The sequence below is a fragment of the Serratia sp. CoH_134_PS_4 genome, from assembly GCF_058190535.1.
In genome coordinates this window covers 35,924-61,255 of record NZ_JBXWKI010000012.1, presented here as the reverse complement: position 1 = coordinate 61,255, position 25,332 = coordinate 35,924, and the positions used below count along the sequence as shown (strand labels likewise).

Sequence of the window (25,332 nt, the reverse complement as noted above, 5' to 3'; positions counted from 1 at the left end):
TCTACACTTTCTCCGTTCTGCGCTTTTATCAGGTTCATCTGCTCAATATCCAATAAGTCACACTTGGAAATTTCAATACATTGAAATTTGGGTGTTTTTATCATATTTGGGGGAACTATGAAGCAAACCGTAGCCACACTGATCGCCAAAACACTGGAACAGGCAGGTGTGAAACGTATTTGGGGCGTTACCGGCGATTCGCTCAACGGTCTGAGCGACAGCCTGCATCGCATGGGTACCATCGACTGGCTTGGCACGCGCCACGAAGAGGTCGCCGCCTTCGCTGCCGGTGCGGAAGCCCAACTTACCGGTGAATTGGCGGTCTGCGCCGGCTCCTGCGGCCCCGGTAACCTGCATCTGATTAATGGTCTGTTCGATTGCCACCGTAACCACGTCCCCGTATTGGCGATTGCCGCGCACATTCCCTCCAGCGAAATCGGCAGTGGTTATTTTCAAGAAACTCATCCACAAGAACTGTTCCGCGAATGCAGCCATTATTGCGAACTCGTTTCCAACCCGGAACAGCTACCGCGGGTACTGGAAATCGCCATGCGCAAGGCGATCCTCAATCGCGGTGTGTCAGTGATCGTACTCCCGGGCGACGTGGCGCTGCGTATGGCCCCCGAAGATGCCAGCATGGTGTGGCATACCCCGGCACTGCCACTGGTACAACCGCCAATGAGCGAATTGAACAAGCTGGCGGAGACCCTGAACAAGGCGAAAAACATTACGTTAATGTGCGGCAGCGGCTGCGCCGGTTCGCATGACGAAGTGGTTAAACTGGCAGAATTGCTGCAAGCCCCGGTTGTACATGCACTGCGTGGCAAAGAACATATCGAGTGGGATAACCCTTACAGCGTCGGCATGACCGGTTTGATCGGTTTCTCCTCCGGCTACCACGCGATGATGAACGCCGATACGCTGGTGTTGCTTGGCACCCAGTTCCCGTACCGCGCCTTCTACCCAACCAATGCCAATATCATTCAGATCGATATCAACCCCGGCAGTATCGGCGCACACTGCCCGGTCAATATGGCACTGGTGGGTGATATTCATACCACCCTCACTGCCCTGCTGCCGCAGTTGGAGCCCAAGAGTGACCACGCATTTCTCGACAAGGCGCTGGAGCACTATCGCACTGCACGCAAGGATCTCGACGGGCTGGCGACGGCCAACGACGATCAGCCGATTCACCCGCAGTATCTGGCGCAACAGCTCAGCCAATACGCCAGCGACGATGCCATTTTCACCTGTGACGTTGGTACACCCACAGTGTGGGCTGCACGCTATGTGAAGATGAACGGCAAACGTCGCCTGCTCGGTTCGTTCAACCATGGCTCGATGGCTAACGCCATGCCACAGGCGATTGGCGCACAGGCCACCGAACCGAACAAACAGGTGATCGCCATGTGCGGCGACGGCGGCTTCACCATGCTGATGGGGGATTTCCTTTCATTGGCCCAGTTGAAACTGCCGGTCAAGATTGTGATATTCAACAACAGCGTACTGGGATTTGTGGCGATGGAAATGAAAGCCGGCGGCTATCTGACCGATGGGACCGATCTGCACAACCCCGATTTCGCAGCGATTGCCAACGCCGCGGGTGTGAAAGGCATTCGCGTGGAAAAAGCGTCGGAACTGGACGCCGCGCTGCAGGAAATGTTGGCGCATCCCGGCCCGGCGTTGTTGGACGTTGTCACCGCAAAACAAGAGTTGGCGATGCCGCCGCAGATCAAATTCGAACAGGCCAAGGGCTTTAGCCTGTACATGCTGCGCGCCATTATCAACGGCCGCGGTGACGAAGTGGTCGAGCTGGCAAAAACCAACTGGTTACGTTAAAACACCTTCCGGGTTCAGCGGTTGCTGTTCCCGGTATTTTTCTCTTTTGTCATAAAAGAATCCCGCTATGATGGAGGTCATATTCCCTTTCCCATCAGCCATCCCCAAGGTTAACTATGCTTATTGATTTACGCAGTGACACCGTGACCCGTCCAAGTGCCGCCATGCGCGAGGCCATGGCCCGTGCCGAAGTTGGTGATGACGTTTACGGCGATGACCCCACGGTTAACGCACTTGAGGCGGAAGCGGTCCGCCTGTCCGGTAAAGAAGCGGCGCTATTCTTGCCAAGCGGCACTCAGGCCAATCTGGTGGCGCTACTCAGCCATTGCCAGCGCGGTGACGAGTACATTGTCGGCCAGCAGGCGCATAACTATAAATATGAAGCCGGCGGCGCGGCAGTCCTCGGTAGCATCCAGCCACAGCCTATCGAAGCAAACCCAGACGGTACTTTGCCGCTCGATAAGGTCGCCGCAGCGATCAAACCCGATGACATTCATTTCGCCAAGACGCGTTTGCTGAGCCTGGAAAACACCATCAGCGGCCGTGTATTACCGCTAGCATACCTGCAACAAGCCTGGCAGTTCAGCCGTGAACATCAACTGGCATTGCACATTGACGGCGCACGTATCTTTAACGCCGCCGTCGCACTGAATGTGCCATTGAAAGACATTGTGCAGTACTGCGATACCTTTACCATTTGCCTGTCGAAAGGGCTGGGTGCTCCGGTGGGTTCGCTGCTGTGTGGCAGCAAGGCGTTTATCCAACACGCCTTGCGCTGGCGTAAAATGACCGGCGGTGGCCTGCGCCAGGCCGGTATTTTGGCCGCGGCCGGGTTATATGCACTGGAGCACAATGTTGAACGGCTGCGTGAAGATCATGACAACGCCAAATGGCTGGAACAACAGCTGCAAGAGATTGGCGTGGAGATAGCAGAGCCGGGGGCACAAACCAACGTGCTGTACCTACGTCAATCGCCAGAGCTGGCCGCCAAGCTGGGCCCCTGGATGCGCGAGCATGGCGTATTGATCAGCAGCGGGCCGCTAACGCGTATTCTGACGCACCTCGACGTCAACCGTCAGGATTTGCAGCGCGTAGTCGACTTGTGGCAACAATTCCTCAAACAGCATGCCTAAGCCTTTACCTGGACGGGGCGACAACGCCCCGTCTTCATAATATCCAGCGGCCATAAACCCAATACCAAATCGCCAGGGTCGCTACCACATTCAGAATCACACTGACGATAAACCCGCTCTTGAAAGGCTGCTTCTGGGTTTTGTGGCGAAACCACTGCTGGGCCACGATTGCCCCAATCCAGCCCCCCACCAAACCGAATACCAGCAGCGTGCTTTCCGGCATCCGTTGCCATCCTTTGCGCGCAGCAAGCTTATCCGCACCGTATACCACTAACGTCAGCAGGTTAACCAACAACCACCACATCCAGACAGGATGCAGGAAAAACACACTGGCGATCAGCACCAGTCCCAACAAGGCATAACAAACGGCATTAAGTTTCATCATTCCGGCTTAGCTCAGACAAACGGTGCGTAGTGTGACGCCGCTCGACGACGGATGCAACGCCCTCATAACCACACAAAAAGTGCATTTAAACGGTGGATTTGGCATCCTGTGACAATGAACTTCACCGCATAAGGCGGCGCTAATGACACCTCAACGCATTCTGGTTCTTGGAGCCAGCGGCTACATCGGCCAAAACCTGATTCCCCACCTGATTGAACAGGGGCATGACATTACCGCCGCCGCGCGCCGTATCGAATGGCTGCAAGAACAAAACTGGCCGCAGGTTAACTGCCAGTATGTCGACGTCTACCAGCCAGAAACGCTGGCCGCCGCACTGTGGGACATCGATGCCGTTTATTACCTGATCCACGGTATGGGTGATGGCGATGACTTTATTGAAAAAGAGCGTCAGGCAGCGGAAAACCTGCGTGATGCGTTGCGCAGCTCCAGCGTTAAACAGGTTATTTTTCTTGGCGCGCTGCAACCGGACGGTGACAGCTCACCGCACTTGGTCGCGCGCAAGCTGACCGGCGAGATCTTGCGCCAAAGTGGCATCCCTATTACCGAACTGCGCGCCAGTATCATCGTCGGCCCCGGCTCCGCCGCCTTCGAAATCATGCGTGACATGGTCTACAACCTGCCAATACTGACGCCACCGCGCTGGGTGCGGTCCAAATCGTCGCCGGTCGCGTTAGAAAACCTGCTGGTATATCTGGCCGATCTGCTGGAGCATCCGGCAGAAGAAAACCGTATTTTTGACGTCGCCGGCCCGGAGTACATCAGCTATCAAACCCTGTTTGAGCGCTTCATCACCATCAGCGGCAAAAAACGCTGGCTGATCCCTATCCCGCTGCCGACGCGCTTTATCTCGGTGTGGTTCATCAGCATGATTACCTCGGTGCCGACCTCTATTGCACGCGCACTCATTCAGGGATTGAACCACGATCTGCCCGCCGACGGTAAACCCTTGCAGGCGCTGATACCGCAAACGCTGCAAACCTTTGATCAGGCTGTGACCGCGACGCTGAAGCGAGAGGAAGAGGTGGTTGATTCCGCCGATTGGGGCTACGATCCCGAAGCGCGAGCACGTTGGCGACCGGGCTATGGTTTCTACCCGAAGCAAGCGGGTTATTCGCTGAAAACCTCGGCATCTAGCCAGGCACTGTGGCATACGGTGCAACAGCTGGGCGGTAAAGAAGGCTATTTCTATGCCAACATCCTTTGGCAGATCCGCGCCCGCATGGACGATATGATCGGCAACCGCGTGGTTTATGGCCGACCGGAGCGTGACACGCTGGCCGTTGGCGATCTGGTCGACGGCTGGAAAGTCATCACCATCAAGCCACAGCGATTACTGGCGTTATTGTTCGGCATGAAAGCCCCAGGGTTGGGCCGCCTGGCCTTCACGATCAAAGACCACGGTGACCATCGTACTCTGGATGTGCGCGCCTGGTGGCACCCGGCAGGGTTCAGTGGATTGCTGTATTGGTTCGCCATGATGCCTGCTCATCTGTTTATTTTTCGCGGCATGGCGCGCCGAATTGCCAGACTGGCCGAAGAGGATAAGCGTTAATGCTTAATTGTCGATCAACCGCACAGTTTGCTGCTGCGGTTAGGCCCTTTCCGATTGCATAGAGCACGAAATAACGGAAGAATGGCATCTTATTTGCTGTAGCGCCGCTGAAGGCCGTCAGCATTCTGATTTTTGGTGAGAATAGAGTTCGTTATGAAGGTATTGGTCACCGGTGCAACCAGTGGATTAGGCCGTAACGCCGTTGAATATCTCCGTCGTCAGGGCATAAAAGTGCGCGCCACCGGCCGCAACCAGGCCATGGGCAGTTTGCTGGAAAAAATGGGCGCAGAATTCATTCATGCCGATCTCACCAACCTGATCTCATCGCAGGCCAAAGCTATGCTGGCCGACGTGGACGTTCTGTGGCACTGCTCAAGCTTTACGTCCCCTTGGGGCACTGAAGAAGCCTTTGAACTGGCCAATGTGCGTGCGACCCGTCGCTTAGGCGAATGGGCGGCGGCCTACGGGGTGTCGCAGTTTATCCATATCTCCTCGCCGGCGGTTTACTTCGATTACCACCACCACCGCAACATCACTGAAGACTTCCGCCCCGTGCGTTATGCTAACGAGTTCGCTCGCAGCAAGGCTGCCGGTGAGCACGTGATCCAGCAGTTGGCGTTGTCCAACCCGCAAACGCACTTTACTATCCTGCGCCCTCAGGGGTTATTTGGGCCACACGATAAAGTGATGCTGCCGCGTCTGCTGCAGATGATCAAACGCTATGGCAATTTGCTGTTGCCGCGCGGCGGCGCGGCGCTGGTGGACATGACTTACCTGGAGAATGCGGTCCATGCCATGTGGCTGGCAACCCAGAAAGAGAATACCCCCTCCGGGCGCGCTTATAACATCACCAACGAACAACCACGCCAGCTACGTAGCGTAGTGCAACAGTTGATCGACGAACTGGGCATGAAATGCCGGATCCGTTCTGTGCCCTATCCGATGCTCGATATGATGGCCCGCGGGATGGAAAAACTCGGCAGCAAAAGCGAAAAAGAGCCAGTGCTAACCCATTATGGCGTCGCCAAGCTGAATTTCGATCTGACGCTGGACATCACACGCGCCCAGCAAGAGCTAGACTATCACCCCGTTGTTTCGTTGGATGAAGGCATTTACCGCACCGCCCGCTGGCTAAAAGAGCACGGCAAACTGCACGGTCTGTAATTAACGCGCTGTGCCGTACTTCAACAGCAGCGCGTCGATGATGGCCTCACTCTCGACATCCGGCTCACCGCGATAATCGCTGGGCCGGAAATGCATTTGAAACACTGCCAACACATTTTTTTGCTGCCTGACGTCCCACTTCGCATCAATGCCATAACCGTAGCGCGCCAGCTTTTCCATTAACGGCGCCAACGGCACAGCGGCATGTTTATCACGCCCCGCCAACAACGCCTGCACCTTCGCCGGATCCGGCCAGGCGCCAATCCCCGCTTGTGCCAGTTGTTGCCAGGGGAATAACGGACCAGGATCCTGCTTGCGCTGCGGCGCGATATCGCTGTGCCCTACCACGTCCATCGGTTGAATACCGTAGCGCTGTATAATATCGCGGCTCAGTGAGACTAACAGCGCAATTTGCTGCGGCGTATAGGGCTGCCAATGGGTAAACAGCAGCGTGCGGTTGAACCCGCGATTGACTATTTCGATGCCGATCGAAGTGTCATTCAGGTTGGTTCTGCCACGCCAACTGCTGGCCCCCGCATGCCAGGCACGCAGAGCTTCCGGCACCAGTTGGAAAGCAACCGGCTTGCCCTCCACCAACGGCGGATGCGCGGGCAACAGATAATGCGCACTGACGTGTTCGTCCGTCAGGGTTTTTAACGAGGAATGGAAATCCTCCGCAGTGTAATGCATCACCAAAAAACGAATACGTTGGTCCGCGCCCTGCGCCTGATGCAGAGTTTCAAGCTGGTAATCGCCGCGATCAACAGTCGTACGCTGCTGTTCACTTTGGCAACCTGCGAGCAGGACCGCAACGCATATCCCAGGCCAAATTTTCAAGACTCCCTCCTGCGTTTTCGATGCCCGAATTTGTAACTCAGATTGATTAACCTGTATCCAATAATCACGTAATGATGACAGAGCAGCCAGATGTGCAAGCGAGTGTTACACCTGGCTAACAGAGTGCAGTGCAGCTGTTAAGCTCATACTATTACCTGCGCTGATAAAAGTGAGTCGCTCATGTTCAAGCCAAGCTATTTAACATGGCTGATGTGTATCGCCATGCTGCCGCTCAGTGGATGCGATCAAAAAACAATAGCCAATACCATGGGGGGCGGTTCTCCGACCGCAGCCTCCCCGGCCCCCGCGCCGGCCTATACGCCCTTGAGTGCCGACCAACTGTATCAATTAGTGAGTCCGGTGGCACTTTTCCCTGACAAGCTGCTGGCTCAGGTCCTCGCCGGTGCGGGTTATCCTGATCAAATCAGCGCTGCCGATAACTGGCTGGGGCAAAACCGCGGCCTGCAACCGGCTGCACTCACCACGGCCGCAGACAGCCAGCCTTGGGATCCTAGCGTACGTAGTTTGGTTCAATTTCCTGATGTGTTAGACCAGATGGCGAAAAATATCCCCTGGACTACTGCGTTGGGCAGTGCTTATCTCAACGATCCCACTGATGTGATGAATGCCATTCAGGTGCTCCGTCAACGTGCGTCGGCTAAAGGTACGCTCAAAACATCCCCCCAGCAAAGAGTGATTGTGGCACCGACTACGCAGTATGTTGAGCAACAACCCTATGCACAAAGCATAGTGGCTGCCCCTGCCCAGACCATTGTTATTGAACCCAGCCAGCCGGATGTGGTTTATGTGCCGCGATACGACCCTTGGGTAGCCTATGGCCAGCCCATCCCCGCCTACCCCAATTACAGTTATCAAAACGCCTCCAGCTATAGCAGCAGCGATATGCTGGCAACCGGTGTGATCAGTTTTGGCGTAGGTATCGTGGTCGGGGCATTGATTAATCAGAATCATCATGACGGCTGGCATAGCTGGGATGTTCACTGGAATAATCGGCGGCAACCGGTGGTCTACAACAATGCTCCCTATATTTCGCATTCCACTACGGTGATTAACCGTGTAACCAATATTAACCAATACAATAATGTGAACCGCAGCAGCACTGTAACCAACTTCAACAATACACCGGTGAATCCGGCGCCGCGTTTTGCCGCACCAACGGCTCATCCGGCAATTAACGTTGCTCCTGTGCAACAACCTCACTTTGCCCCACAGGCACCGGTGGCAGCAGCCGGTCGTCAGCCCATGGCAGCCCCGAACTTTACTCATACAGGGACTGTCACTGCACCGCATGTAACGGTACGTTCAGCACAGGGTCAGCAACCGATGACCATGCCGAATTTCAACCATACGGCGCCTGCAGCAGTGAAACAACCGCCAAGAGTACAAGCAGCGCCCGTTCCCGTTCATCAGACTGATAGTCGGCCAATGCGCCAGCCGGAACAGCGTACAGTGGCACCGCCGGCCGTACAGCAGGCCGTCCATATACCGGCGGCTAAACCGGTCGTCCATACGGCACCTGAGGCCAACGTTTTCCGCCCACAGCAGGTTCAACAACGGCCAAATATCCCGACGCCGCATAACGCGCCGCAGCCGTTCCACCCACAGCAAGTTCAACAGGTGCAACATCGCCCTGCCGCGGAAGCCAAACCGCAGGAACACCGTCCAGTCAAAATTGAAGAACGTAAAGCCGGATAATACGAGGACGCCCCGGCGAAAGCCGGGGCGTCAGAGAAAAGGATTAACGACTGATTTTCACTGCTGTGCCGCTGACGGTGACCATCAGCATGCTGCTGTCTTTACCCACAGTCTCGTAATCAATATCGATACCGACAACCGCATTTGCGCCCAACTCTTGCGCTTGTTCTTCCAGCTCCTTGAAGGCAATCAACCGCGCTTTGCGCAGCTCTTTCTCATAGGCACCGGAACGCCCACCAACGATGTCACGCACGCCAGCGAAGAAATCGCGGAAAATATTGGCCCCCAAAATGGCCTCGCCGGTGACAACTCCGCAATATTCGGTAATGGTAAACCCTTCCAGGGTCGGGGTAGTGGAAAGCTGCATCAAAACTCCTAGCTTGATTGATTCATCGCATTTATCTGACCATCAATTTGGAATTATGTTCTGTTATGAAATGGCACGCAGTACGAATGCAAGGCCTGAAATCGCATTTATACTGTAGGCTAATGGTCTTCATGGTAGAGACTTTCACATAAGGTAATGAGATGAAAACAAAAACGATTGCGGCTGTTTTTCCCTTAGCGCTGTTACTGAGTGCCTGTACCACCGTCGAACCGGCATTCAAGGATATCGGTACCCGTACTGGCGGTTGTGTGGAAGGCGGCCCGGATACGGTCGCACAGAAATTTTACGATCTGCGCCTGCAACAGGGCACCAGCAACACATTGCCGGACAGCAACCGTCTGGCGCAGTTGCAGCCTTACCTGAGTAAGGTGCTGTATCAGGACCTGGTAAGCGCCAACCAGAACCCGGGTAAATATCAGATCACAGGCGATCTGTTTACCGGCAATGCTCAGGGGCCGACCAGTGCAACCGTCGCCAGCGCCTCGACCATTCCAAATACGGATGCCAAGAATATCCCGTTACGCGTTCAGCTCAGCCGCCAAAAAGAGGGCAGCAATACGATCAACTGGCAGGATGAAGTGTTGATGGTGCGTGAAGGCACTTGTTGGGTCGTGGATGACATCCGCTATCTGAATGTGCCACCGCATGCCACCAGCGGTACGCTGCGCCAAGTGCTGGAAAACCAGTAACCTCACTCGCTTACCGGCCCTTTCCGGGCCGGTCGTCAGAAAAATGCCTTGATTGCGCTCAATATTTGCTCAGTTTGAGAAATTTCGCTACCTACCTCACAGCATGCACGACAAATCCCCCCTTCGAACCTGACACGCGGTATCTTGTGCTATTCTTTCACTATCCTGCCGCGCAGTAATAAATTTTAACGCACAAAGATTGCATAAGTATTCTGTGGAAGTTAACATTTGCGGCATCAATATCTATTCAATTCTGGCGCATGAGCATTCAACTTAACGGTATCAACTGCTATTACGGCGCACATCAGGCGCTGTTTGACATCACGCTGGATTGCCCAGCAGGGGAAACCTTAGTGCTGCTTGGTCCAAGCGGCGCAGGGAAAAGCTCGTTATTACGGGTGTTAAACCTGTTGGAAATGCCACGCTCAGGCCAATTGCAGATCGCCGGTAATCAATTCGACTTCAAACAGGCTCCTGGTGAAAAAGCCATTCGCGAGCTACGTCAGAACGTCGGTATGGTTTTCCAGCAATATAATCTCTGGCCTCACCTAACCGTAGTGCAAAACTTGATCGAAGCGCCGTGCCGCGTGCTGGGTCTGACCAAAGCTCAGGCGATGGAACGTGCCGAAAAACTGCTGAAACGCTTGCGCCTGACCGACTTTGCCGATCGTTTCCCACTGCACCTTTCCGGTGGCCAACAGCAGCGTGTTGCGATCGCCCGTGCGCTGATGATGGAACCACAGGTGCTGCTGTTTGACGAACCGACTGCCGCGCTGGATCCTGAAATTACCGCCCAGATCGTCAGCATCATTCGTGAATTGGCCGGCACCGGTATCACCCAGGTGATCGTTACCCATGAAGTCGAAGTGGCGCGTAAAACCGCCAGCCGCGTGGTTTACATGGAAAACGGCCACGTGGTGGAACAAGGCGATGCCAGTCACTTCACGCAGCCACAGACCACCGAGTTTGCTAATTACTTATCACACTAACAATTTTACTTGCTGTAATTTGGGGAGTTTGCGATGAAAAAACTAATAATCGCCGCCGTATTGGCTGGCATCAGCGTTTCCGCCTCTGCAGCCGAAACGATCCGTTTCGCTACCGAAGCGTCTTATCCTCCATTTGAATTTATTGACGCCGGCAACAAAATCCAGGGTTTTGACGTCGACCTGGCCAATGCATTGTGTAAAGAGATCCAGGCTGAGTGTACCTTCACGAATCAAGCCTTTGACAGCCTGATCCCAAGCCTGAAATTCAAGCGTTTTGACGCAGTCATGGCCGGTATGGACATCACGCCAGAACGTGAAAAACAGGTCCTGTTTACCAAACCCTATTACGATAACTCTGCGCTGTTTGTCGCCCAGAAAGGCAAAGTTGCCGACGTGGCTGCACTGAAAGGTAAAAAAGTGGGCGTGCAGAATGGCACCACTCACCAGAAATACCTGACCGACAAACACCCGGAAATCACCACCGTGCCTTATGACAGCTATCAGAACGCCATTCTGGATCTGAAAAACGGCCGCGTTGATGCGGTATTCGGTGATACTGCCGTCGTCAATGAATGGCTGAAGCAAAATGCGGCACTGGGCGCAGTGGGCGATAAAGTGACCGACAAAGATTACTTCGGCACCGGTCTGGGCATTGCCGTTCGCCAGAAAAACACCGATCTTCAGGGCAAATTCAACGCTGCTCTGGACAAGATCAAACAGGATGGGACTTACGAAACCATCTACAAAAAATGGTTCCAGCAGTAATCAACCCCGATGAATGAAATTCAACCTTTAGCAAGCGCCGCCGGTATGACCGTCGGCCTTGCCGTTTGTGCCCTTATCCTTGGGCTGATCCTGGCGATGCTGTTTGCCGTCTGGGAGTCATCACGCTGGAAAGTGGTTAGCTGGCTCGGCACTGCCTGGGTCACCCTGCTGCGCGGCCTGCCGGAAATTCTGGTGGTGCTGTTCATCTATTTCGGTTCATCGCAGCTGCTCTTGATGCTGTCCGATGGCTTCACCCTGAATTTTGGCCTGTTCCAACTGCCCGTCCAACTGGCGATTGATAACTTCGAAGTCAGCCCGTTCCTGTGTGGTGTGATTGCACTCGCCCTGCTCTATTCCGCCTATGCATCGCAAACGTTGCGTGGAGCGCTGAAAGCCGTACCACAAGGGCAATGGGAATCCGGTCAGGCATTGGGGATGAGCACCACAGCGATTTTCTTTCGCTTGATCATGCCGCAGATGTGGCGCCACGCGTTGCCGGGCTTGGGCAACCAATGGCTGGTGTTGCTGAAAGATACGGCATTGGTATCGTTGATCAGCGTTAACGATCTGATGCTGCAAACTAAAAGCATCGCCACGCGCACACAGGAACCTTTCACCTGGTACGTCATTGCAGCGGCAATCTATTTGGTGGTTACCCTGTTAAGCCAGTACATCATCAAACGCATCGAACTGCGCACCACGCGTTTTGAGCGGGGGCCAGCCTGATGTTTGAGTTCTTACCAGAAATAATCAAAGGGCTGCACACCAGTCTGACATTGACTATCACTGCACTGATCGTGGCGCTTATTTTGTCACTGTTACTGACGGTGATCCTGACGCTGAAAACACCGATCCTGACGCCATTGGTAAAGATCTACATCACGCTGTTTACTGGCACACCATTGCTGGTGCAGATATTTCTGATCTACTACGGCCCAGGGCAGTTCCCGGCTATCCGCGAATATCCCTGGTTGTGGGACTTACTGTCACAACCGTGGCTCTGTGCGATGGTCGCGCTGGCGTTGAACAGTGCGGCTTACACCACGCAGCTGTTTTACGGGGCAGTACGCGCAATCCCTGCCGGTCAATGGCAATCCTGTGAAGCGCTTGGCATGTCGCGTACGCAGTCGCTGCGTATCCTGCTGCCATTTGCCTTTAAACGTGCGTTGTCCTCTTATTCCAACGAAGTCGTGCTGGTATTCAAGAGTACCTCACTGGCCTATACCATCACCCTGATGGAAGTGATGGGCTACAGCCAACTGATGTATGGCCGTACCTACGATGTGATGGTGTTTGGTGCTGCCGGGCTGGTGTATCTGTGCGTTAATGGTCTATTGACGTTACTGATGCGTTTGGTCGAGCGCCGGGCGCTGGCCTTTGAGCGCCGCAACTGAGCATGCTGAAAGGCCGTCTCAACGCCCTGCCACTGCGCAGGGCTTTTTTATGCCTCTCGATAATTTTTTAATCATTTATATTGCATATTAATTCATTAAATGGCAGGGTAAATGCCAACCAACAGCCGCCAAAACCTTTGGGTTATTGTCAGTAAAATCAAGCGGCGACGACATAAAAAACGCAGGCTTACAGACAGGAGCTTTACGCATGAAAAAACTATTACTGGCCGCCACAGTACTCGCTGGTATTGCCTTTAACGCCAGTGCCGCAGAGACCATTCGCTTTGCCTCTTCAGCCACCTATCCTCCGTTCGAATCGCTGGATGCCAGCAACAAAATTGTGGGTTTTGATATCGACCTGGCTAACGCATTATGCAAACAAATGAAGGCTGAATGCACCTTCACCAACCAGGCGTTCGACAGCCTGATCGCTGCGCTGAAATTCAAAAAATACGATGCGGTGATCTCCGGTATGGACATCACGCCAGAACGCAGCAAGCAAGTTGCCTTCACTCAACCCTATTATGCCAACTCAGCGATTGTGATTGCCCAAAAAGGCAAATTCAGCTCGCTGGCAGATTTGAAAGGCAAAAAGATCGGCATGGAGAACGGCACTACCCATCAGAAATACATGCAGGATAAGCACCCAGAGATTAACACCGTCTCTTACGACAGCTACCAGAATGCCATTCTCGAACTCAAAAACGGCCGTATCGACGGCGTATTTGGTGATACTGCGGTAGTGAATGAATGGTTGAAGAACAGCCCGCAATTGGCACCGGTCGGTGAGCACGTTACCGATGTACAATACTTCGGTACCGGTCTGGGCATTGCCGTACGCCCGGACAACCAGGCGTTGTTGGCCAAGCTGAATGCCGCACTGGACGCCATCAAGGCTGACGGCACTTACAAAGTCATCAACGATAAGTGGTTCCCGCAGTAAGATCTTTCCAGGGCGTGGCATAACACGCCCTGTCCCCACAACGCTCTTTAATGGCGTACCAGCAGCGTCAGCACTTCGTAATGGGCGGTATGGGGGAACATATCGAACAGTTGCACGCGTTCAATGCGGTAATCCGGCAACATCTCAATGTCTTTCGCCATCGTCTCGGCGTTGCAGCTCGAATACAAAATATAGCCTGGCGCCATCAGGTTTAAATAGTCACACAATGCCTTGCCAATGCCACGTCGCGGCGGATTGACCAATACCAGTTGCGGTACACGGCCTTCAGCGGTGGCGAACTGCGTTGAATCCAGTGCCTGAAAATCAACATGTTGCAAACCCAGGGCGTTCGCCGACTGGCGCGCACAGGCAATCGCTTCTGCGCTGATCTCGATCCCCGTCAAACGTGTTTCCGGCTGCGCGCAGTGCAGACCAAAGCCCCCCACACCGCAGAACAGATCCCACATGCTGTTGATGCCTAATGCGCGCACCCAGTCGCGGGCTGTGGCATACAGGTCGGCAGCCACCTGCGGATTGGTCTGGAAGAAACTTTGCGGACGAATATACAACGGCACCTGATTAAACTGCTCTTCCAACGCCTGCAACTCTGTCAACGGGATTTCACGCTCCCCCTCCATAATCGCCATATGCACCGGCTGAATATTGGCAGAGATCACCCTGAGCTGCGGCAGCTGTTGCCTTAACCACGGCAGGGCAGCACGTAACTGCGCCAGTTTCGTCTCTGAACGCAGCACAAAGCGCAGCATCACGCCTCCGCTATGGGTGCTTTCAGTTAACAACAGATATTTTAGCTCGCCGCGCTTACGTGCGACGTTGTAAGGCGTCAGACCGGCCCGAGCGATAAAGCTTTTCAGCACGTCAAACATTGGGGCAAAACTGGCGGGGTAAAGCGGACAAGCGCTGAGATCAACCGGAGTGCCATCACGATGCAACATGCCGAGCAACGGGCGTTCTACGCTGCCACTGACCACCATTTTGGCTTTGTTGCGAAATGCGCTCTGCTTGCCGGCAATCGGCTCCAGCCACTGTGCGACATCACGGCCAGTCAGCAGTGATTGCAGATGGTGCTGTTTGTCTGTCAGTTGCTGCGGGTAAGGCTTTTCCAGCCACTGACAGGAACGGCAAGTGCCCGCCGTATACAAAGCGCAATGCATGAAAAGTACTCTAGGTTCAGGATGAAGAATTAAGGGCGCAGAGTTTAACACTCTGCGCCGCTATACCCTATAGCTTTCAAGTTGCCGCCAGCAACGTGACGGTTTGGAAAGCGCCGGGTATGAAACCTCAATGACGTGCAGCGAAAAACCGGCGGCTGGCCGCAGGGATAAACAGCAATGCCAGAATGACAACATCAGGGATTTTTTGCAGGATCAGTTCGTGCAGGATCTGCCCACTGCTTTCACCCTCAACGGTAAATACTTCCGGCAGAAAGCTGCCAATGGTGGCGAGCAGCAAATAGCCGACCACAACACACTGACAGATGACATAGATCCAACGTCCCCAATTGCGGCCACGCATCACTGCGAAACCACAACTGATTTGCAGACACAGCAGTAACAAACCCGCCAGAAAGATCAAGGTGGAATCCCAGGCCTGCGCACTGGTGCTGACAAACTCCTGCGCGCCGTCGACGCCGAGCTCACCTAACAGCAACAGCACGCTGACGCATTTGATAGCGACCATCGCGGTACCTGCAACCATCACCGGTACTGGCGCATCTGAAGTCGTTCCCATTCCCTGCCTGCTGTTCAGCATGTCTGACATGTCCATGTTCCGTAACGAAACGCCACTGCCCCTTTCAAACTACCGCTCATAACGCGGCAATTAACCTTGATTGGGGCTATTCAAACGGCGTATATAAAGTCAGGTAATCAATTGCAATACCAATTATTGCAAAAATAGCAGGTTTGCTCAGACTCAGCTACGGGCAGCCTTTTGTAATTCGCGCGATCGCTGTTTTTCCGAGCGCGCCATAAACCACCATGCAATCAAGCCAATAACCCCAACCACCAGCAGAATCAAACTTGCCAACGCGTTAATTTCTGGGTTAACGCCCATGCGTACGCTGGAGAACACCAACATCGGCAAGGTGGTGGCACCCGGCCCGGCGACAAAGCTGGCGATAACCAGATCGTCCAATGACAGGGTGAAAGCCAACATCCAACCGGCGATCAGTGCAGGGGCAATCATCGGCAAGGTGATCACAAAGAACACTTTCAGCGGCGTCGCGCCCAAGTCCATGGCGGCTTCTTCGATAGAGCGATCCAACTCACGCAAGCGCGAACTGATCACCACGGATACATAAGCAGTACAGAAAGTGACATGGGCCAGCCAAATGGTAAACATGCCCCGCTCCGACGGCCAGCCAAACGCATGCCCCATCGCCACAAACAGCAGCAGTAACGACAGGCCGGTGATCACGTCCGGCATAACCAAAGGGGCTGTCAGCATAAAGGCAAAACCGGTTGAACCGCGGAAACGGCCAAAACGCACCATAACCACGGCAGCCAGAGCGCCAAGCACCACGGCGGCGGTCGCCGAGGCAGCAGCAATCGTCAAGCTTAGCCCGACGGCACTGATCATCGCTGAATCATGGAACAGCTCAACATACCACCGCGTCGACCAGCCTGCCCACACCGTCACCAGCTTGGAACTGTTGAACGAGTAAACCACCAGCATCAGCATCGGTGCATACAAAAATGTAAAACCAATGACCAAAATAGCAATGCGCCATGGTGAACGAACTACCGGCAAATTGTTCATCCCTGCCCCCCCATTTCCTTGTTCTGGTGCTTGTGGAACCAGAGAATTGGCACTATCAACAGCAACAGCATAACGGTAGCAACCGCCGAGGCCACCGGCCAGTCGCGGTTATTAAAGAACTCCTGCCACAGTACCCGGCCAATCATAATACTGTCGGGTCCGCCCAGCAGTTCAGGAATGACAAATTCGCCGACCGCAGGGATAAACACCAGCATCGAGCCGGCAATAATGCCGCCACGCGTCAACGGCATAATCACGCTGAAAAAGGTTTTCAACGGTTTGGCCCCCAGATCGAGGGAAGCCTCCACCAACGAGTAATCCAACCTTGTCAACGCGGTATAAATCGGCAACACCATAAACGGCAGATAGGAATACACAACGCCGATATACACCGCCAAATTGGTGTGCAAAATCACCAGTGGATGATCAATGACACCCAACCACAACAGGAAGTTGTTAAGAATACCGTTGTTTTTCAAGATGCCCATCCAGGCATAAACCCGGATTAAAAACGAGGTCCACGACGGCAAGATCACCAGCAGCAGCAATATATTGCGGGTTGACGATTTGCTGTGTGCCACTGCCCACGCCAACGGATAGCCGATGATTAAGCAGCACAGGGTCGACACCGCCGCTACCTGCAACGATTGCAAATAAGCATCCACATACAGCGGGTCGTCGGTCAGTTGCAGGTAATTGGCAAAGTTGAGTGCAATATCCAGCTTACCCTCTGCCCAACTCATCAAGTCAGTATAGGGTGGAACGGCAAGCGCCAGTTCTGCCAGGCTTATCTTGAACACAATCAGGAACGGCAGCAGGAATAATAACGTCAGCCACAGCAGCGGCACCGCAATTACCAGCTTGCGGCCATGGGCCATCTGCAGGCGCTGGAACAGCGCTTTCAATGGACCGGGCGTTTTCGCCGGCGGTTCCGGCGGCGTGCGTTCAGCAAGCATTGTCATAATGATTATTCCCCACCTTCTACACCGTCAACACGACACAGCTGTCGGCTTCCCAGCACAGACGCACTTCATCACCCCAGGTCGGCATCCCTTTGCGGAAACGATGGCCGTTCTGCAACTGGGCGCTGATCATCTGGCCGCTGAGTAATTTCACGTGATAGATAGACAAATCACCGAGATAGGCGATGTGCACAACCTCACCTACGGCAAAGTTGCAGCCATCTTGCGGTACGTCTTCGCACAGCATAATTTTTTCTGGTCTCAGCGCGACCTGGATCGGTACGCCGTCTACCACCGAGGCATCAGAGTCAACCTTGATCGCGTGACGCAAGCCGGGGCTTTGCAGGATCAAGGCATCGTCATGGCGCTCTTGCAGCACACAGTCAAATACGTTGACCGAGCCGATGAACTCCGCGCTAAAGCGGCTGTTCGGGTGCTCGTAGATCTCTTCCGGCTCGCCAATCTGCACAAATTTACCGCGGTTCATAATGGCTATACGGCCTGCCATGGTCATGGCTTCTTCTTGATCGTGCGTCACCATTACGCAGGTCACTCCGACACGCTCAAGAATGTCCGTCACTTCCAGCTGCATCCGATCGCGCAGCTTTTTATCCAGCGCCCCCATAGGTTCGTCGAGTAGCAGCAGCTTTGGTCGTTTCGCCAGGCTACGTGCCAGGGCCACGCGTTGACGTTGACCACCGGAGAGTTGGTGAGGCTTACGTTTGGCGAACTCCTGCATATGCACCAACGACAACATTTCGGCGACCCGGCCGGCGATTTCCGCACGAGGCATTTTGTCCTGCTTCAGGCCAAAGGCGATGTTTTGCTCTACCGTCATGTGCGGGAACAGCGCGTAGGACTGGAACATCATGTTGATCGGCCGCTGGTAAGGTGGCACGTGCGACATATCCTGCCCATCGAGCACTATTTGCCCTTCCGTCGGCTGTTCAAAGCCGGCCAGCATACGTAGCAGCGTCGACTTGCCGCAGCCCGAAGGGCCCAATAATGCAAATATTTCGCCTTTATAGATGGTCAGGCTGACGTCTTCGACCGCGTTTTGGCCATCAAAGGTTTTGGTGAGGTTACGGATTTCCAGCAGAGGGGTGAAAACCTTCTGCGACTTGGCTTGAGGACGAGGGATGACGTCGTTCAATCGGGGTGCTCTCCGGTGCAAAACAGGACAAAAAACCACGGCGATTGCCATGGCCCAAAATGGCAACGAGGCGGGAAACACCCGCCTGCTGGTCAAAACAACAGGGAAAACCGGGCCCGATATACTGGGCCCTGAGTATTACTTCCCGCTTTTAACTTTAGTCCAGGCACGGGTAATGACGCGGTCCAGTTTCGGCGACTGTACGTTCAACGTGAACAGCTTGGCGCGAATATCCGCTGGCGGATACACGTTCGGGTTATCACGCACCTCGGCGTTCACCAGCGGCGTAGAGTCCTTGACCGCATTGGCGTAGTAAACGTGGTTGCTGATATCCGCCATGATGTCCGGTTTCAGCAAGAAATTCAGGAACTGATAAGCAGCATCTTTACTTTTGGCATCTGCCGGCATGGCAAACATATCAAAGTAGGTCAGCGCGCCTTCTTTCGGAATGGCGTAAGCAATGTTCACGCCGTTCTTCGCCTCTTTGGCACGGTTGGCGGCTTGCATGACGTCACCGGACCAGCCGATCGCGACACAGATATCCCCGTTCGCCAGATCGTTGATGTACTGGGAAGAATGGAAATAGCGGATGTTCGGGCGCAGCTTGAGCAGCAGATCGTTTGCCGCACCGGTGTAATCCGCAGCGTTGGTGCTGTTAGGATCTTTGCCCAGATAATGCAGTACGGTAGCGTAAACTTCGCTTGGCGCATCCAGGAAGGAAACCCCACAACTTTTTAGCTTCTCGAGATTTTCCGGTTTAAGGATCAGATCCCAACTGTTGACCGGTGCATCTTTGCCCAACACCGCTTTGACCTTATCAACGTTATAGCCGATACCGGTGGTCACCATCATGTAAGGGATGCCGTACTTGTTATCCTTGTCGTTATGCGCCACCAGCTTCAGCATCTCTGGATCAAGGTTTTTGTAGTTCGGTATTTTGCTCTTGTCGAGCGGCTCAAAAATGCCTGCTTGCGACTGACGTTCGAGGAAATTGGATGAAGGTACGACCAAATCATAACCGGTGCTGCCTGCCATCAGCTTGCCTTCCAACACTTCGTTGGAGTCAAAGACGTCATACACGACCTTAATACCGGTTTCTTTTTGGAATTTAGCTAAGGTGTCCGGCGCAATATAGTCGGACCAGTTATAGACGTGCAGCGTTTTTTCCTCGGCTGACGCTGTGACGGACGCGGCCATCAGCAGGCCAGCAACAACACCCGATAACCACTTTTTACGTTGGGTGACCATCCGTAACTACCTCCAAAACAGGGGTGAATCATAGAATTGAACTTGTATCGGAATCGATACAAAACCTTTCCTGATCGAGCGCAATAGTTGCAACCGCGGATTGAATGGCTATGCAGTTGATTGCATGTACCTTTTTCAACTGCCCCGCCCGCATGGTCACCTGGAGAATCGCAAGCCCTTAGCAGAATCAGCAGCATAACCCCTGTTGCCAAAACGCACCAGCCTCCGGGGTTAAAACCGGTTTTTATCGATTTTTTATGCAGTTTCTCTCTATGTGATACGCCATTAATGGCATAAACGGCGAGGAATATCTGGCAACAGAGGGTGAAACGCAGAATATATTATTGCAGGAGGGAATAACGGCAGCATGCCGCCAGAGAGGCGGCACACATAATGTACAGTGGGGATCAGTGCAGCATTGGGTGGCGGTCAGCCGCAGCCGGGTTCTCTTCTTCGTCACCCATAAACAGCAGATCGTTCGCCCGCGCTTCGAGGATGACCATTGAGATTTGTTCTTCACCCTGCTGCATAAAGTGGGTGAACTGTTCCAGCGTGACGCCAACGGCGATGCTCAGCGCCTGACAAACGATCAACTTCGGCAGGTTATCGTCCTGGATATCAACAAAAGCTTTGATGGTCAGCGAACTGGCGTTGATTTGGCTCAGATCCGCCACCAGCGGGATCAGCGCCGTCGGCTTCACTTCGGCCAGCGCGGAGAACAGGAGCACGTTATCAACCAGATCGAGTTTGGCGTCGAAAACGCCGTCGAAGTTTTGCATGTGCGGCAGGTGCAGCGCCTGGCAAGAATCGCACTCAAAGAATGAAATGCCCGATTGATCCAGCCAGCGTCGCAACAACGCCAAATCAGGGACAATGAGTGAATCCATAATACCAGCCTCACAATATTCAAAACACGAAAAGGCGCATAGCTTACGGAATATTGCCCCGCTATGCCACGATCAATGCGGCTTAATTCGCTATTAGGGCAAATATGGCAGAGAAAAAGGCGTGTTACCGCGTGCAGAGAAGCCTATTCTGTTCGGTGTCCTACCCCCCCGACTTCAGGCGGAAACCCGGTCTGCCACGCTGTTCGATATACTCGATCATCATGCCTGCAATATCCAATCCCGTCGTGCTTTCAACCCCTTCCAGACCCGGTGAAGCGTTGACCTCCATTACCAATGGGCCACGGTCCGCGCGCAAGATATCAACCCCGGCAACATCCAATCCCAGCGTGGTGGCCGCCTTCACCGCCATCGCCCTCTCTTTGGCTGTGATAACCACTTTGCGGGCCGTGCCGCCGCGATGCAGATTAGAACGGAACTCGCCGGGCTTTGCCTGCCGTTCGATGGCGGCTACCACCTTGCCGCCGACGACCAAACAGCGCACGTCGCAGCCCTGCGCTTCGCGGATATATTCTTGCACCAGGATATGAGCGTTAAGGCCGCGGAATGCATCAATAACGCTTTCCGCGGCTTGGCGTGTTTCCGCCAGCACCACACCGATACCCTGCGTACCTTCTACCAGTTTGACCACTAACGGGGCGCCGCCGACCAGTTCAATCAAATCACCGGTATCGTCCGGCGAATGCGCAAAACCGGTGATCGGCAGGTCTATGCCTTGGCGTGCCAGCAATTGCAAAGAACGCAGCTTGTCGCGCGCACGGGTAATGGCCACCGACTCATTCAGCGGGTAGCTGCCCAACAGTTCAAACTGACGCAGTACCGCAGTGCCGTAAAAGGTCATGGCGGATCCGATGCGGGGGATGACGGCGTCATAACGCTCTAACTGACGACCACGATAATGGATAGTGGGCGCAGCCGGATTAATGTTCATGTAACAGGAGAGCGGATCGATAATATCAATGCAGTGGCCGCGCTGTTCAGCCGCCTCCACCAAGCGCTTGCACGAATACAGCGTTCCATCGCGCGAAAGAATGGCAATTTTCACTCGTCACCCCAAAAAGACAATCACCTGTCAGACAGGCATATCACCGACGGCGGTCACTCAGACACGCGGCTCACGATCGTTTTTATCATCTGGCATAGGTTTCACTTCGGGTTTGCGGCGATCGTTTTGCGGTGGTTCGCCACCGCGCATCAATGGGCCAAAGCCTTGCACCACGCGCCAGACCAGAAATGCGGCGGCAGGTACCATCAGCGCTACACCGAGAAAGATCATGCCTACCGCCGCCTGTGGCGACGCCAACCACCCCGGAAGTTGGACATGATTGTGAATGCTCAGATAAGCCAGCACCAACAACAGCATCCCCAGGCCTTCCAACACCAGCACGGGACGCGGTAAGTCACCGAATGAACGCATATTTTTCTTCTCCCAAAGCTCTGCCTCCAGTGTAGTGAATTCCAACCAGCGGCGACAGCCCCGACAGCTTAATCGGTTACATGAATTGGATTAACAGGTAATTCCTGCTTTTTTTTCGCCGTCTCAACGGGCATAGTAACCGTCATTAACGCGGGTAATGCTTGGCTTTGGTCTTTTTGGACTGACAGAATGTCATTGCAGTTGCGATTACATATTTAAATATCAATCTAAGGAGTGTTGCATGTTTGCAGTTATCTTCGGGCGCCCAGGCTGTCCTTATTGTGTCCGTGCGAAAGAGTTGGCGGAAAAACTGACTGAAGAACGTGACGATTTCAACTTCCGTTATGTTGATATCCACGCTGAAGGCATCACCAAGGCCGATCTGGAAAAAACCGTTGGCAAGCCAGTAGAAACCGTACCGCAGATCTTCCTCGATGAGAAACACATCGGCGGCTGCACCGATTTCGAAGCCTACGCTAAAGAAAACCTGAATCTGTTCCAGTAAGCTTCAAACAGAACGACAAAAAGGCGCGGATAGCGCCTTTTTTTATTGCCGTTCACGGGAATGACAGTGCCGATAGGCTTGCAACAAACTGCGTACAAACAAAGCCAGCAGCGCACCGAATACGCACCAGAATACCGCGCTGGTGGCATAAGCCAGTTCCTGCCAGAACGAAGAGGACGGCGTTAGCCAAAAATGACGGATGATGAGACACAGCGGCAACGCATATAGCGCTCCCAGCAGCGGGCAGAGAATACGTTTTTTACTCGACAAATAGCTGGCGATAACGCCGGGTATCACGAACAGCAGCAGGCCCGTTTCGCCTTGGTGTTCATGATCCGTACTGCCGAATGCCCCGCTCTGCTGGCCGAGATACACCAGGCTGAACAGCAGAAAACAGCTTAAAATCCCCCACCAATACCGTTCACTCGCCACATCGCCTCCCGTTTAACCTCGTTACCACGCCGTAAAAATCAACAGTGCCACAAAACCCGTGACGCCTTGCCGTAAACCGGCAACGCTGAACTGAACTTTTTCCTTGGCTTAAAGAGGGTTAAATGCGTACGGCGGCGCAGGAAGTCAGCTTTATGCTGGCTGTCACGCGCCATTGCGACTAGAATAAACGCCGCCGATCGATGGTTCGAATCGCCTTCCGCTGGTTAGTTATTTATGACGTCGCTTTTTGACTGAATTTATATCTTATAGTTATTTATATCAAGCACTTACTGGTAAACAATAAGTTATCCTACGTGAACATAAACGTCGCTAGTTTGTTAAACGGTAACTACATCCTGTTACTGTTCGTGGTACTCGCACTGGGGCTGTGCCTCGGTAAAGTCCGTTTGGGCTCCGTTCAACTCGGTAATTCCATTGGCGTTTTAGTGGTTTCGTTACTGCTTGGGCAACAACACTTCGCCATTAACACAGAAGCACTCAACCTCGGCTTTATGCTGTTTATTTTCTGTGTTGGCGTGGAAGCCGGGCCGAACTTTTTCTCAATTTTTTTCCGTGACGGCAAAAATTACCTGATGTTGGCACTGGTGATGGTCGGTTCGGCAATGGTGATCGCCATTGGTCTTGGCAAACTGTTCCATTGGGATATTGGCCTGACCGCCGGTATGTTAGCCGGTTCTATGACCTCAACCCCGGTACTGGTGGGTGCGGGCGATACGCTACGCAATACCATTACCAACGGCCCGGCACTTCTGGCGGCGCAAGATCATCTGAGCCTCGGTTACGCCCTGACCTACCTGATTGGTCTGGTCAGCCTGATTTTCGGCGCGCGTTACCTGCCCAAGCTACAACATCAAGACCTCTCCACCTCCGCTCAGCAGATTGCCCGTGAACGCGGCCTGGACACGGACAGCCAACGTAAGGTGTACCTGCCGGTCATCCGCGCTTACCGCGTTGGGCCGGAATTAGTCGCCTGGGCGGATGGCAAAAACCTGCGCGAGCTGGGTATCTATCGCCAGACCGGTTGCTATATCGAACGTATTCGCCGTAACGGCATTTTGGCTAACCCCGATGGCGACGCCGTGCTTCAAGTCGGCGATGAGATTTCGCTGGTCGGCTATCCTGACGCACATGCACGGCTGGATCCTAGCTTCCGCAACGGCAAAGAGGTCTTCGACCGGGATTTGCTGGACATGCGTATCGTCACCGAAGAGATCGTGGTCAAGAACAGCAATGCGGTAAATAAGCGCCTGAGCCAGTTGAAACTGACCGATCACGGCTGCTTCCTTAACCGAGTGATCCGCAGCCAGATTGAAATGCCTATTGATGACAGCATCGTGCTCAATAAAGGTGACGTGCTGCAAGTCAGCGGCGACGCACGCCGGGTGAAAAGCGTGGCGGAGAAGATTGGCTTTATCTCCATCCACAGCCAGGTGACCGACCTTTTGGCATTCTGCGCGTTCTTTATCATTGGTCTCTTGATTGGCCAGATTACCATTCAGTTCAGCAACTTCTCATTCGGCATCGGCAATGCTGCCGGCCTGCTGATGTCCGGCATCATGCTCGGGTTCCTGCGAGCCAACCACCCAACCTTTGGCTATATCCCACAGGGTGCGCTGAACATGGTGAAAGAGTTTGGCCTGATGGTGTTTATGGCCGGCGTAGGCCTGAGCGCCGGCGCGGGTATCGGCCATAGCCTGGGCGCGGTAGGTGGCCAGATGCTGATCGCAGGGCTCATCGTCAGTTTGGTGCCCGTGGTGATCTGTTTCCTGTTCGGTGCCTATGTACTGCGCATGAACCGCGCCCTGCTGTTCGGTGCGATTATGGGTGCCCGTACCTGCGCACCGGCAATGGAAATCATCAGCGACACCGCGCGCAGCAATATCCCGGCGCTGGGCTATGCAGGGACCTACGCTATCGCTAACGTATTGTTAACCCTTGCGGGCTCGCTGATCGTGGTGTTGTGGCCGGGGATCTTCGGCTAACTGATAAGCAACGAAGATGAATCAGTGGCAAAAATATTTTGAAATTTTTATCCCCGGTGAGAACTTTCCTTTCCGGGGGTAGTCTGAATTAGTGCCACTGCTTTTCTTTGA

General features: G+C 53.9%; 26 protein-coding genes. 13 read left to right on the top strand and 13 right to left on the bottom strand.

The genetic code is table 11. From position 1 onward, the window contains the following. Positions 1-117: 117 nt before the first annotated feature. Complete coding sequence (poxB, locus tag AC2FCQ_RS18300) at positions 118-1,839, top strand: ubiquinone-dependent pyruvate dehydrogenase (RefSeq protein WP_404759959.1); 1,722 nt, start codon at positions 118-120, stop codon at positions 1,837-1,839. Between the two features lie 116 nt (positions 1,840-1,955). After that, positions 1,956-2,972 carry a low-specificity L-threonine aldolase gene (gene ltaE / locus AC2FCQ_RS18295; protein WP_209632532.1) on the top strand — a complete coding sequence of 339 codons (1,017 nt, stop codon included), beginning with the start codon at positions 1,956-1,958 and terminating at the stop codon, positions 2,970-2,972. A 34-nt stretch (positions 2,973-3,006) separates the two neighbouring features. On the opposite strand, the gene AC2FCQ_RS18290 is transcribed toward ltaE, so the two are convergent. Further along, a complete protein-coding gene (locus AC2FCQ_RS18290; RefSeq protein ID WP_490308765.1) occupies positions 3,007-3,354 on the bottom strand; it encodes a DUF1294 domain-containing protein in 348 nt (115 codons plus the stop codon). 145 nt (positions 3,355-3,499) lie between these two features. Between AC2FCQ_RS18290 and AC2FCQ_RS18285 the strand changes: the two genes are divergently transcribed. Then, a complete protein-coding gene (locus AC2FCQ_RS18285; RefSeq protein ID WP_490308749.1) occupies positions 3,500-4,930 on the top strand; it encodes a DUF2867 domain-containing protein in 1,431 nt (476 codons plus the stop codon). 153 nt (positions 4,931-5,083) lie between these two features. Then, a complete protein-coding gene (locus AC2FCQ_RS18280) occupies positions 5,084-6,094 on the top strand; it encodes a 3-beta-hydroxysteroid dehydrogenase (protein WP_209632530.1) in 1,011 nt (336 codons plus the stop codon). Here the strand turns inward: AC2FCQ_RS18280 and AC2FCQ_RS18275 are convergent, their stop codons facing one another. Then, positions 6,095-6,931, bottom strand: a complete 837-nt coding sequence (locus AC2FCQ_RS18275; protein ID WP_490308751.1) for an N-acetylmuramoyl-L-alanine amidase — start codon at positions 6,929-6,931, stop codon at positions 6,095-6,097. A gap of 180 nt (positions 6,932-7,111) precedes the next feature. Between AC2FCQ_RS18275 and AC2FCQ_RS18270 the strand changes: the two genes are divergently transcribed. Next, entirely contained in the window at positions 7,112-8,647 is a 1,536-nt protein-coding gene (locus AC2FCQ_RS18270; protein WP_490308752.1) for a DUF3300 domain-containing protein, read from the top strand. Between the two features lie 43 nt (positions 8,648-8,690). Here the strand turns inward: AC2FCQ_RS18270 and AC2FCQ_RS18265 are convergent, their stop codons facing one another. Further along, positions 8,691-9,014 carry a heavy metal-binding domain-containing protein gene (locus AC2FCQ_RS18265; RefSeq protein ID WP_209632527.1) on the bottom strand — a complete coding sequence of 108 codons (324 nt, stop codon included), beginning with the start codon at positions 9,012-9,014 and terminating at the stop codon, positions 8,691-8,693. Positions 9,015-9,175: 161 nt separating this feature from the next. Here AC2FCQ_RS18265 and AC2FCQ_RS18260 point away from each other — a divergent pair, with 161 nt between their 5' ends. From AC2FCQ_RS18260 to artJ (AC2FCQ_RS18235), 6 genes are all read left to right on the top strand, one after another. Continuing rightward, the gene (locus AC2FCQ_RS18260; RefSeq protein ID WP_404759964.1) at positions 9,176-9,724 is read left to right on the top strand and encodes a lipoprotein; all 549 of its coding nucleotides are present in this window, start codon (positions 9,176-9,178) and stop codon (positions 9,722-9,724) included. Positions 9,725-9,984: 260 nt separating this feature from the next. Beyond that, positions 9,985-10,713: an arginine ABC transporter ATP-binding protein ArtP gene (artP, locus tag AC2FCQ_RS18255; RefSeq protein ID WP_209632525.1), complete on the top strand. Its 729-nt coding sequence runs from the start codon at positions 9,985-9,987 to the stop codon at positions 10,711-10,713. A gap of 33 nt (positions 10,714-10,746) precedes the next feature. After that, positions 10,747-11,478: an arginine ABC transporter substrate-binding protein gene (gene artJ, locus AC2FCQ_RS18250; protein WP_209632524.1), complete on the top strand. Its 732-nt coding sequence runs from the start codon at positions 10,747-10,749 to the stop codon at positions 11,476-11,478. 9 nt (positions 11,479-11,487) lie between these two features. Further along, a complete protein-coding gene (gene artQ, locus AC2FCQ_RS18245; RefSeq protein ID WP_209632523.1) occupies positions 11,488-12,204 on the top strand; it encodes an arginine ABC transporter permease ArtQ in 717 nt (238 codons plus the stop codon). Beyond that, complete coding sequence (artM, locus tag AC2FCQ_RS18240) at positions 12,204-12,872, top strand: arginine ABC transporter permease ArtM (RefSeq protein WP_209632522.1); 669 nt, start codon at positions 12,204-12,206, stop codon at positions 12,870-12,872. The genes artQ and artM overlap by 1 nt, the downstream gene beginning before the upstream one ends. A 208-nt stretch (positions 12,873-13,080) precedes the next feature. Continuing rightward, a complete protein-coding gene (gene artJ / locus AC2FCQ_RS18235; protein ID WP_490308753.1) occupies positions 13,081-13,815 on the top strand; it encodes an arginine ABC transporter substrate-binding protein in 735 nt (244 codons plus the stop codon). Between the two features lie 47 nt (positions 13,816-13,862). Here the strand turns inward: artJ (AC2FCQ_RS18235) and rlmC are convergent, their stop codons facing one another. The 9 genes from rlmC to AC2FCQ_RS18190 form a co-directional block, all read right to left on the bottom strand. Next, positions 13,863-14,990 carry a 23S rRNA (uracil(747)-C(5))-methyltransferase RlmC gene (rlmC, locus tag AC2FCQ_RS18230; protein WP_209632520.1) on the bottom strand — a complete coding sequence of 376 codons (1,128 nt, stop codon included), beginning with the start codon at positions 14,988-14,990 and terminating at the stop codon, positions 13,863-13,865. A gap of 127 nt (positions 14,991-15,117) precedes the next feature. Next, complete coding sequence (locus AC2FCQ_RS18225; RefSeq protein WP_209632519.1) at positions 15,118-15,597, bottom strand: YbjO family protein; 480 nt, start codon at positions 15,595-15,597, stop codon at positions 15,118-15,120. 153 nt (positions 15,598-15,750) lie between these two features. Further along, a complete protein-coding gene (gene potI / locus AC2FCQ_RS18220; RefSeq protein WP_209632518.1) occupies positions 15,751-16,596 on the bottom strand; it encodes a putrescine ABC transporter permease PotI in 846 nt (281 codons plus the stop codon). Then, positions 16,593-17,558: a putrescine ABC transporter permease PotH gene (gene potH / locus AC2FCQ_RS18215; protein ID WP_209632517.1), complete on the bottom strand. Its 966-nt coding sequence runs from the start codon at positions 17,556-17,558 to the stop codon at positions 16,593-16,595. The genes potI and potH overlap by 4 nt, the downstream gene beginning before the upstream one ends. A gap of 19 nt (positions 17,559-17,577) precedes the next feature. Continuing rightward, on the bottom strand, positions 17,578-18,711 hold the full coding sequence (gene potG / locus AC2FCQ_RS18210) for a putrescine ABC transporter ATP-binding subunit PotG (RefSeq protein WP_209632516.1): 1,134 nt from the start codon (positions 18,709-18,711) through the stop codon (positions 17,578-17,580). A gap of 138 nt (positions 18,712-18,849) precedes the next feature. Next, entirely contained in the window at positions 18,850-19,959 is a 1,110-nt protein-coding gene (potF, locus tag AC2FCQ_RS18205; RefSeq protein WP_209632515.1) for a spermidine/putrescine ABC transporter substrate-binding protein PotF, read from the bottom strand. 407 nt (positions 19,960-20,366) lie between these two features. Then, complete coding sequence (locus AC2FCQ_RS18200) at positions 20,367-20,846, bottom strand: type III secretion system chaperone family protein (RefSeq protein ID WP_209632514.1); 480 nt, start codon at positions 20,844-20,846, stop codon at positions 20,367-20,369. Positions 20,847-21,006: 160 nt separating this feature from the next. Next, a complete protein-coding gene (rimK, locus tag AC2FCQ_RS18195) occupies positions 21,007-21,909 on the bottom strand; it encodes a 30S ribosomal protein S6--L-glutamate ligase (protein WP_209632513.1) in 903 nt (300 codons plus the stop codon). A 57-nt stretch (positions 21,910-21,966) separates the two neighbouring features. Further along, positions 21,967-22,281, bottom strand: coding sequence for a YbjC family protein (locus tag AC2FCQ_RS18190; RefSeq protein WP_265555227.1), 315 nt, complete (start codon positions 22,279-22,281; stop codon positions 21,967-21,969). Between the two features lie 241 nt (positions 22,282-22,522). Here AC2FCQ_RS18190 and AC2FCQ_RS18185 point away from each other — a divergent pair, with 241 nt between their 5' ends. Beyond that, on the top strand, positions 22,523-22,786 hold the full coding sequence (locus AC2FCQ_RS18185) for a GrxA family glutaredoxin (protein ID WP_012006074.1): 264 nt from the start codon (positions 22,523-22,525) through the stop codon (positions 22,784-22,786). A 42-nt stretch (positions 22,787-22,828) separates the two neighbouring features. Here the strand turns inward: AC2FCQ_RS18185 and AC2FCQ_RS18180 are convergent, their stop codons facing one another. Next, positions 22,829-23,218, bottom strand: a complete 390-nt coding sequence (locus tag AC2FCQ_RS18180; RefSeq protein ID WP_265555233.1) for an inner membrane protein YbjM — start codon at positions 23,216-23,218, stop codon at positions 22,829-22,831. A 314-nt stretch (positions 23,219-23,532) separates the two neighbouring features. Here AC2FCQ_RS18180 and AC2FCQ_RS18175 point away from each other — a divergent pair, with 314 nt between their 5' ends. Further along, a complete protein-coding gene (locus AC2FCQ_RS18175) occupies positions 23,533-25,221 on the top strand; it encodes an aspartate:alanine antiporter (RefSeq protein ID WP_209632510.1) in 1,689 nt (562 codons plus the stop codon). Positions 25,222-25,332: the final 111 nt, after the last annotated feature.

What these genes read in the sequence shown, in the direction of transcription:
- poxB (WP_404759959.1), top strand. Translation starts at nt 118, where the DNA reads ATGAAGCAAACCGTAGCCACACTGATCGCCAAAACACTGGAACAGGCA.
- ltaE (WP_209632532.1), top strand. Translation starts at nt 1,956, where the DNA reads ATGCTTATTGATTTACGCAGTGACACCGTGACCCGTCCAAGTGCCGCC.
- AC2FCQ_RS18290 (WP_490308765.1), bottom strand. Translation starts at nt 3,354, where the DNA reads ATGAAACTTAATGCCGTTTGTTATGCCTTGTTGGGACTGGTGCTGATC.
- AC2FCQ_RS18285 (WP_490308749.1), top strand. Translation starts at nt 3,500, where the DNA reads ATGACACCTCAACGCATTCTGGTTCTTGGAGCCAGCGGCTACATCGGC.
- AC2FCQ_RS18280 (WP_209632530.1), top strand. Translation starts at nt 5,084, where the DNA reads ATGAAGGTATTGGTCACCGGTGCAACCAGTGGATTAGGCCGTAACGCC.
- AC2FCQ_RS18270 (WP_490308752.1), top strand. Translation starts at nt 7,112, where the DNA reads ATGTTCAAGCCAAGCTATTTAACATGGCTGATGTGTATCGCCATGCTG.
- AC2FCQ_RS18265 (WP_209632527.1), bottom strand. Translation starts at nt 9,014, where the DNA reads ATGCAGCTTTCCACTACCCCGACCCTGGAAGGGTTTACCATTACCGAA.
- AC2FCQ_RS18260 (WP_404759964.1), top strand. Translation starts at nt 9,176, where the DNA reads ATGAAAACAAAAACGATTGCGGCTGTTTTTCCCTTAGCGCTGTTACTG.
- artP (WP_209632525.1), top strand. Translation starts at nt 9,985, where the DNA reads ATGAGCATTCAACTTAACGGTATCAACTGCTATTACGGCGCACATCAG.
- artJ (WP_209632524.1), top strand. Translation starts at nt 10,747, where the DNA reads ATGAAAAAACTAATAATCGCCGCCGTATTGGCTGGCATCAGCGTTTCC.
- artQ (WP_209632523.1), top strand. Translation starts at nt 11,488, where the DNA reads ATGAATGAAATTCAACCTTTAGCAAGCGCCGCCGGTATGACCGTCGGC.
- artM (WP_209632522.1), top strand. Translation starts at nt 12,204, where the DNA reads ATGTTTGAGTTCTTACCAGAAATAATCAAAGGGCTGCACACCAGTCTG.
- artJ (WP_490308753.1), top strand. Translation starts at nt 13,081, where the DNA reads ATGAAAAAACTATTACTGGCCGCCACAGTACTCGCTGGTATTGCCTTT.
- rlmC (WP_209632520.1), bottom strand. Translation starts at nt 14,990, where the DNA reads ATGCATTGCGCTTTGTATACGGCGGGCACTTGCCGTTCCTGTCAGTGG.
- AC2FCQ_RS18225 (WP_209632519.1), bottom strand. Translation starts at nt 15,597, where the DNA reads ATGTCAGACATGCTGAACAGCAGGCAGGGAATGGGAACGACTTCAGAT.
- potI (WP_209632518.1), bottom strand. Translation starts at nt 16,596, where the DNA reads ATGAACAATTTGCCGGTAGTTCGTTCACCATGGCGCATTGCTATTTTG.
- potH (WP_209632517.1), bottom strand. Translation starts at nt 17,558, where the DNA reads ATGACAATGCTTGCTGAACGCACGCCGCCGGAACCGCCGGCGAAAACG.
- potF (WP_209632515.1), bottom strand. Translation starts at nt 19,959, where the DNA reads ATGGTCACCCAACGTAAAAAGTGGTTATCGGGTGTTGTTGCTGGCCTG.
- AC2FCQ_RS18200 (WP_209632514.1), bottom strand. Translation starts at nt 20,846, where the DNA reads ATGGATTCACTCATTGTCCCTGATTTGGCGTTGTTGCGACGCTGGCTG.
- AC2FCQ_RS18190 (WP_265555227.1), bottom strand. Translation starts at nt 22,281, where the DNA reads ATGCGTTCATTCGGTGACTTACCGCGTCCCGTGCTGGTGTTGGAAGGC.
- AC2FCQ_RS18185 (WP_012006074.1), top strand. Translation starts at nt 22,523, where the DNA reads ATGTTTGCAGTTATCTTCGGGCGCCCAGGCTGTCCTTATTGTGTCCGT.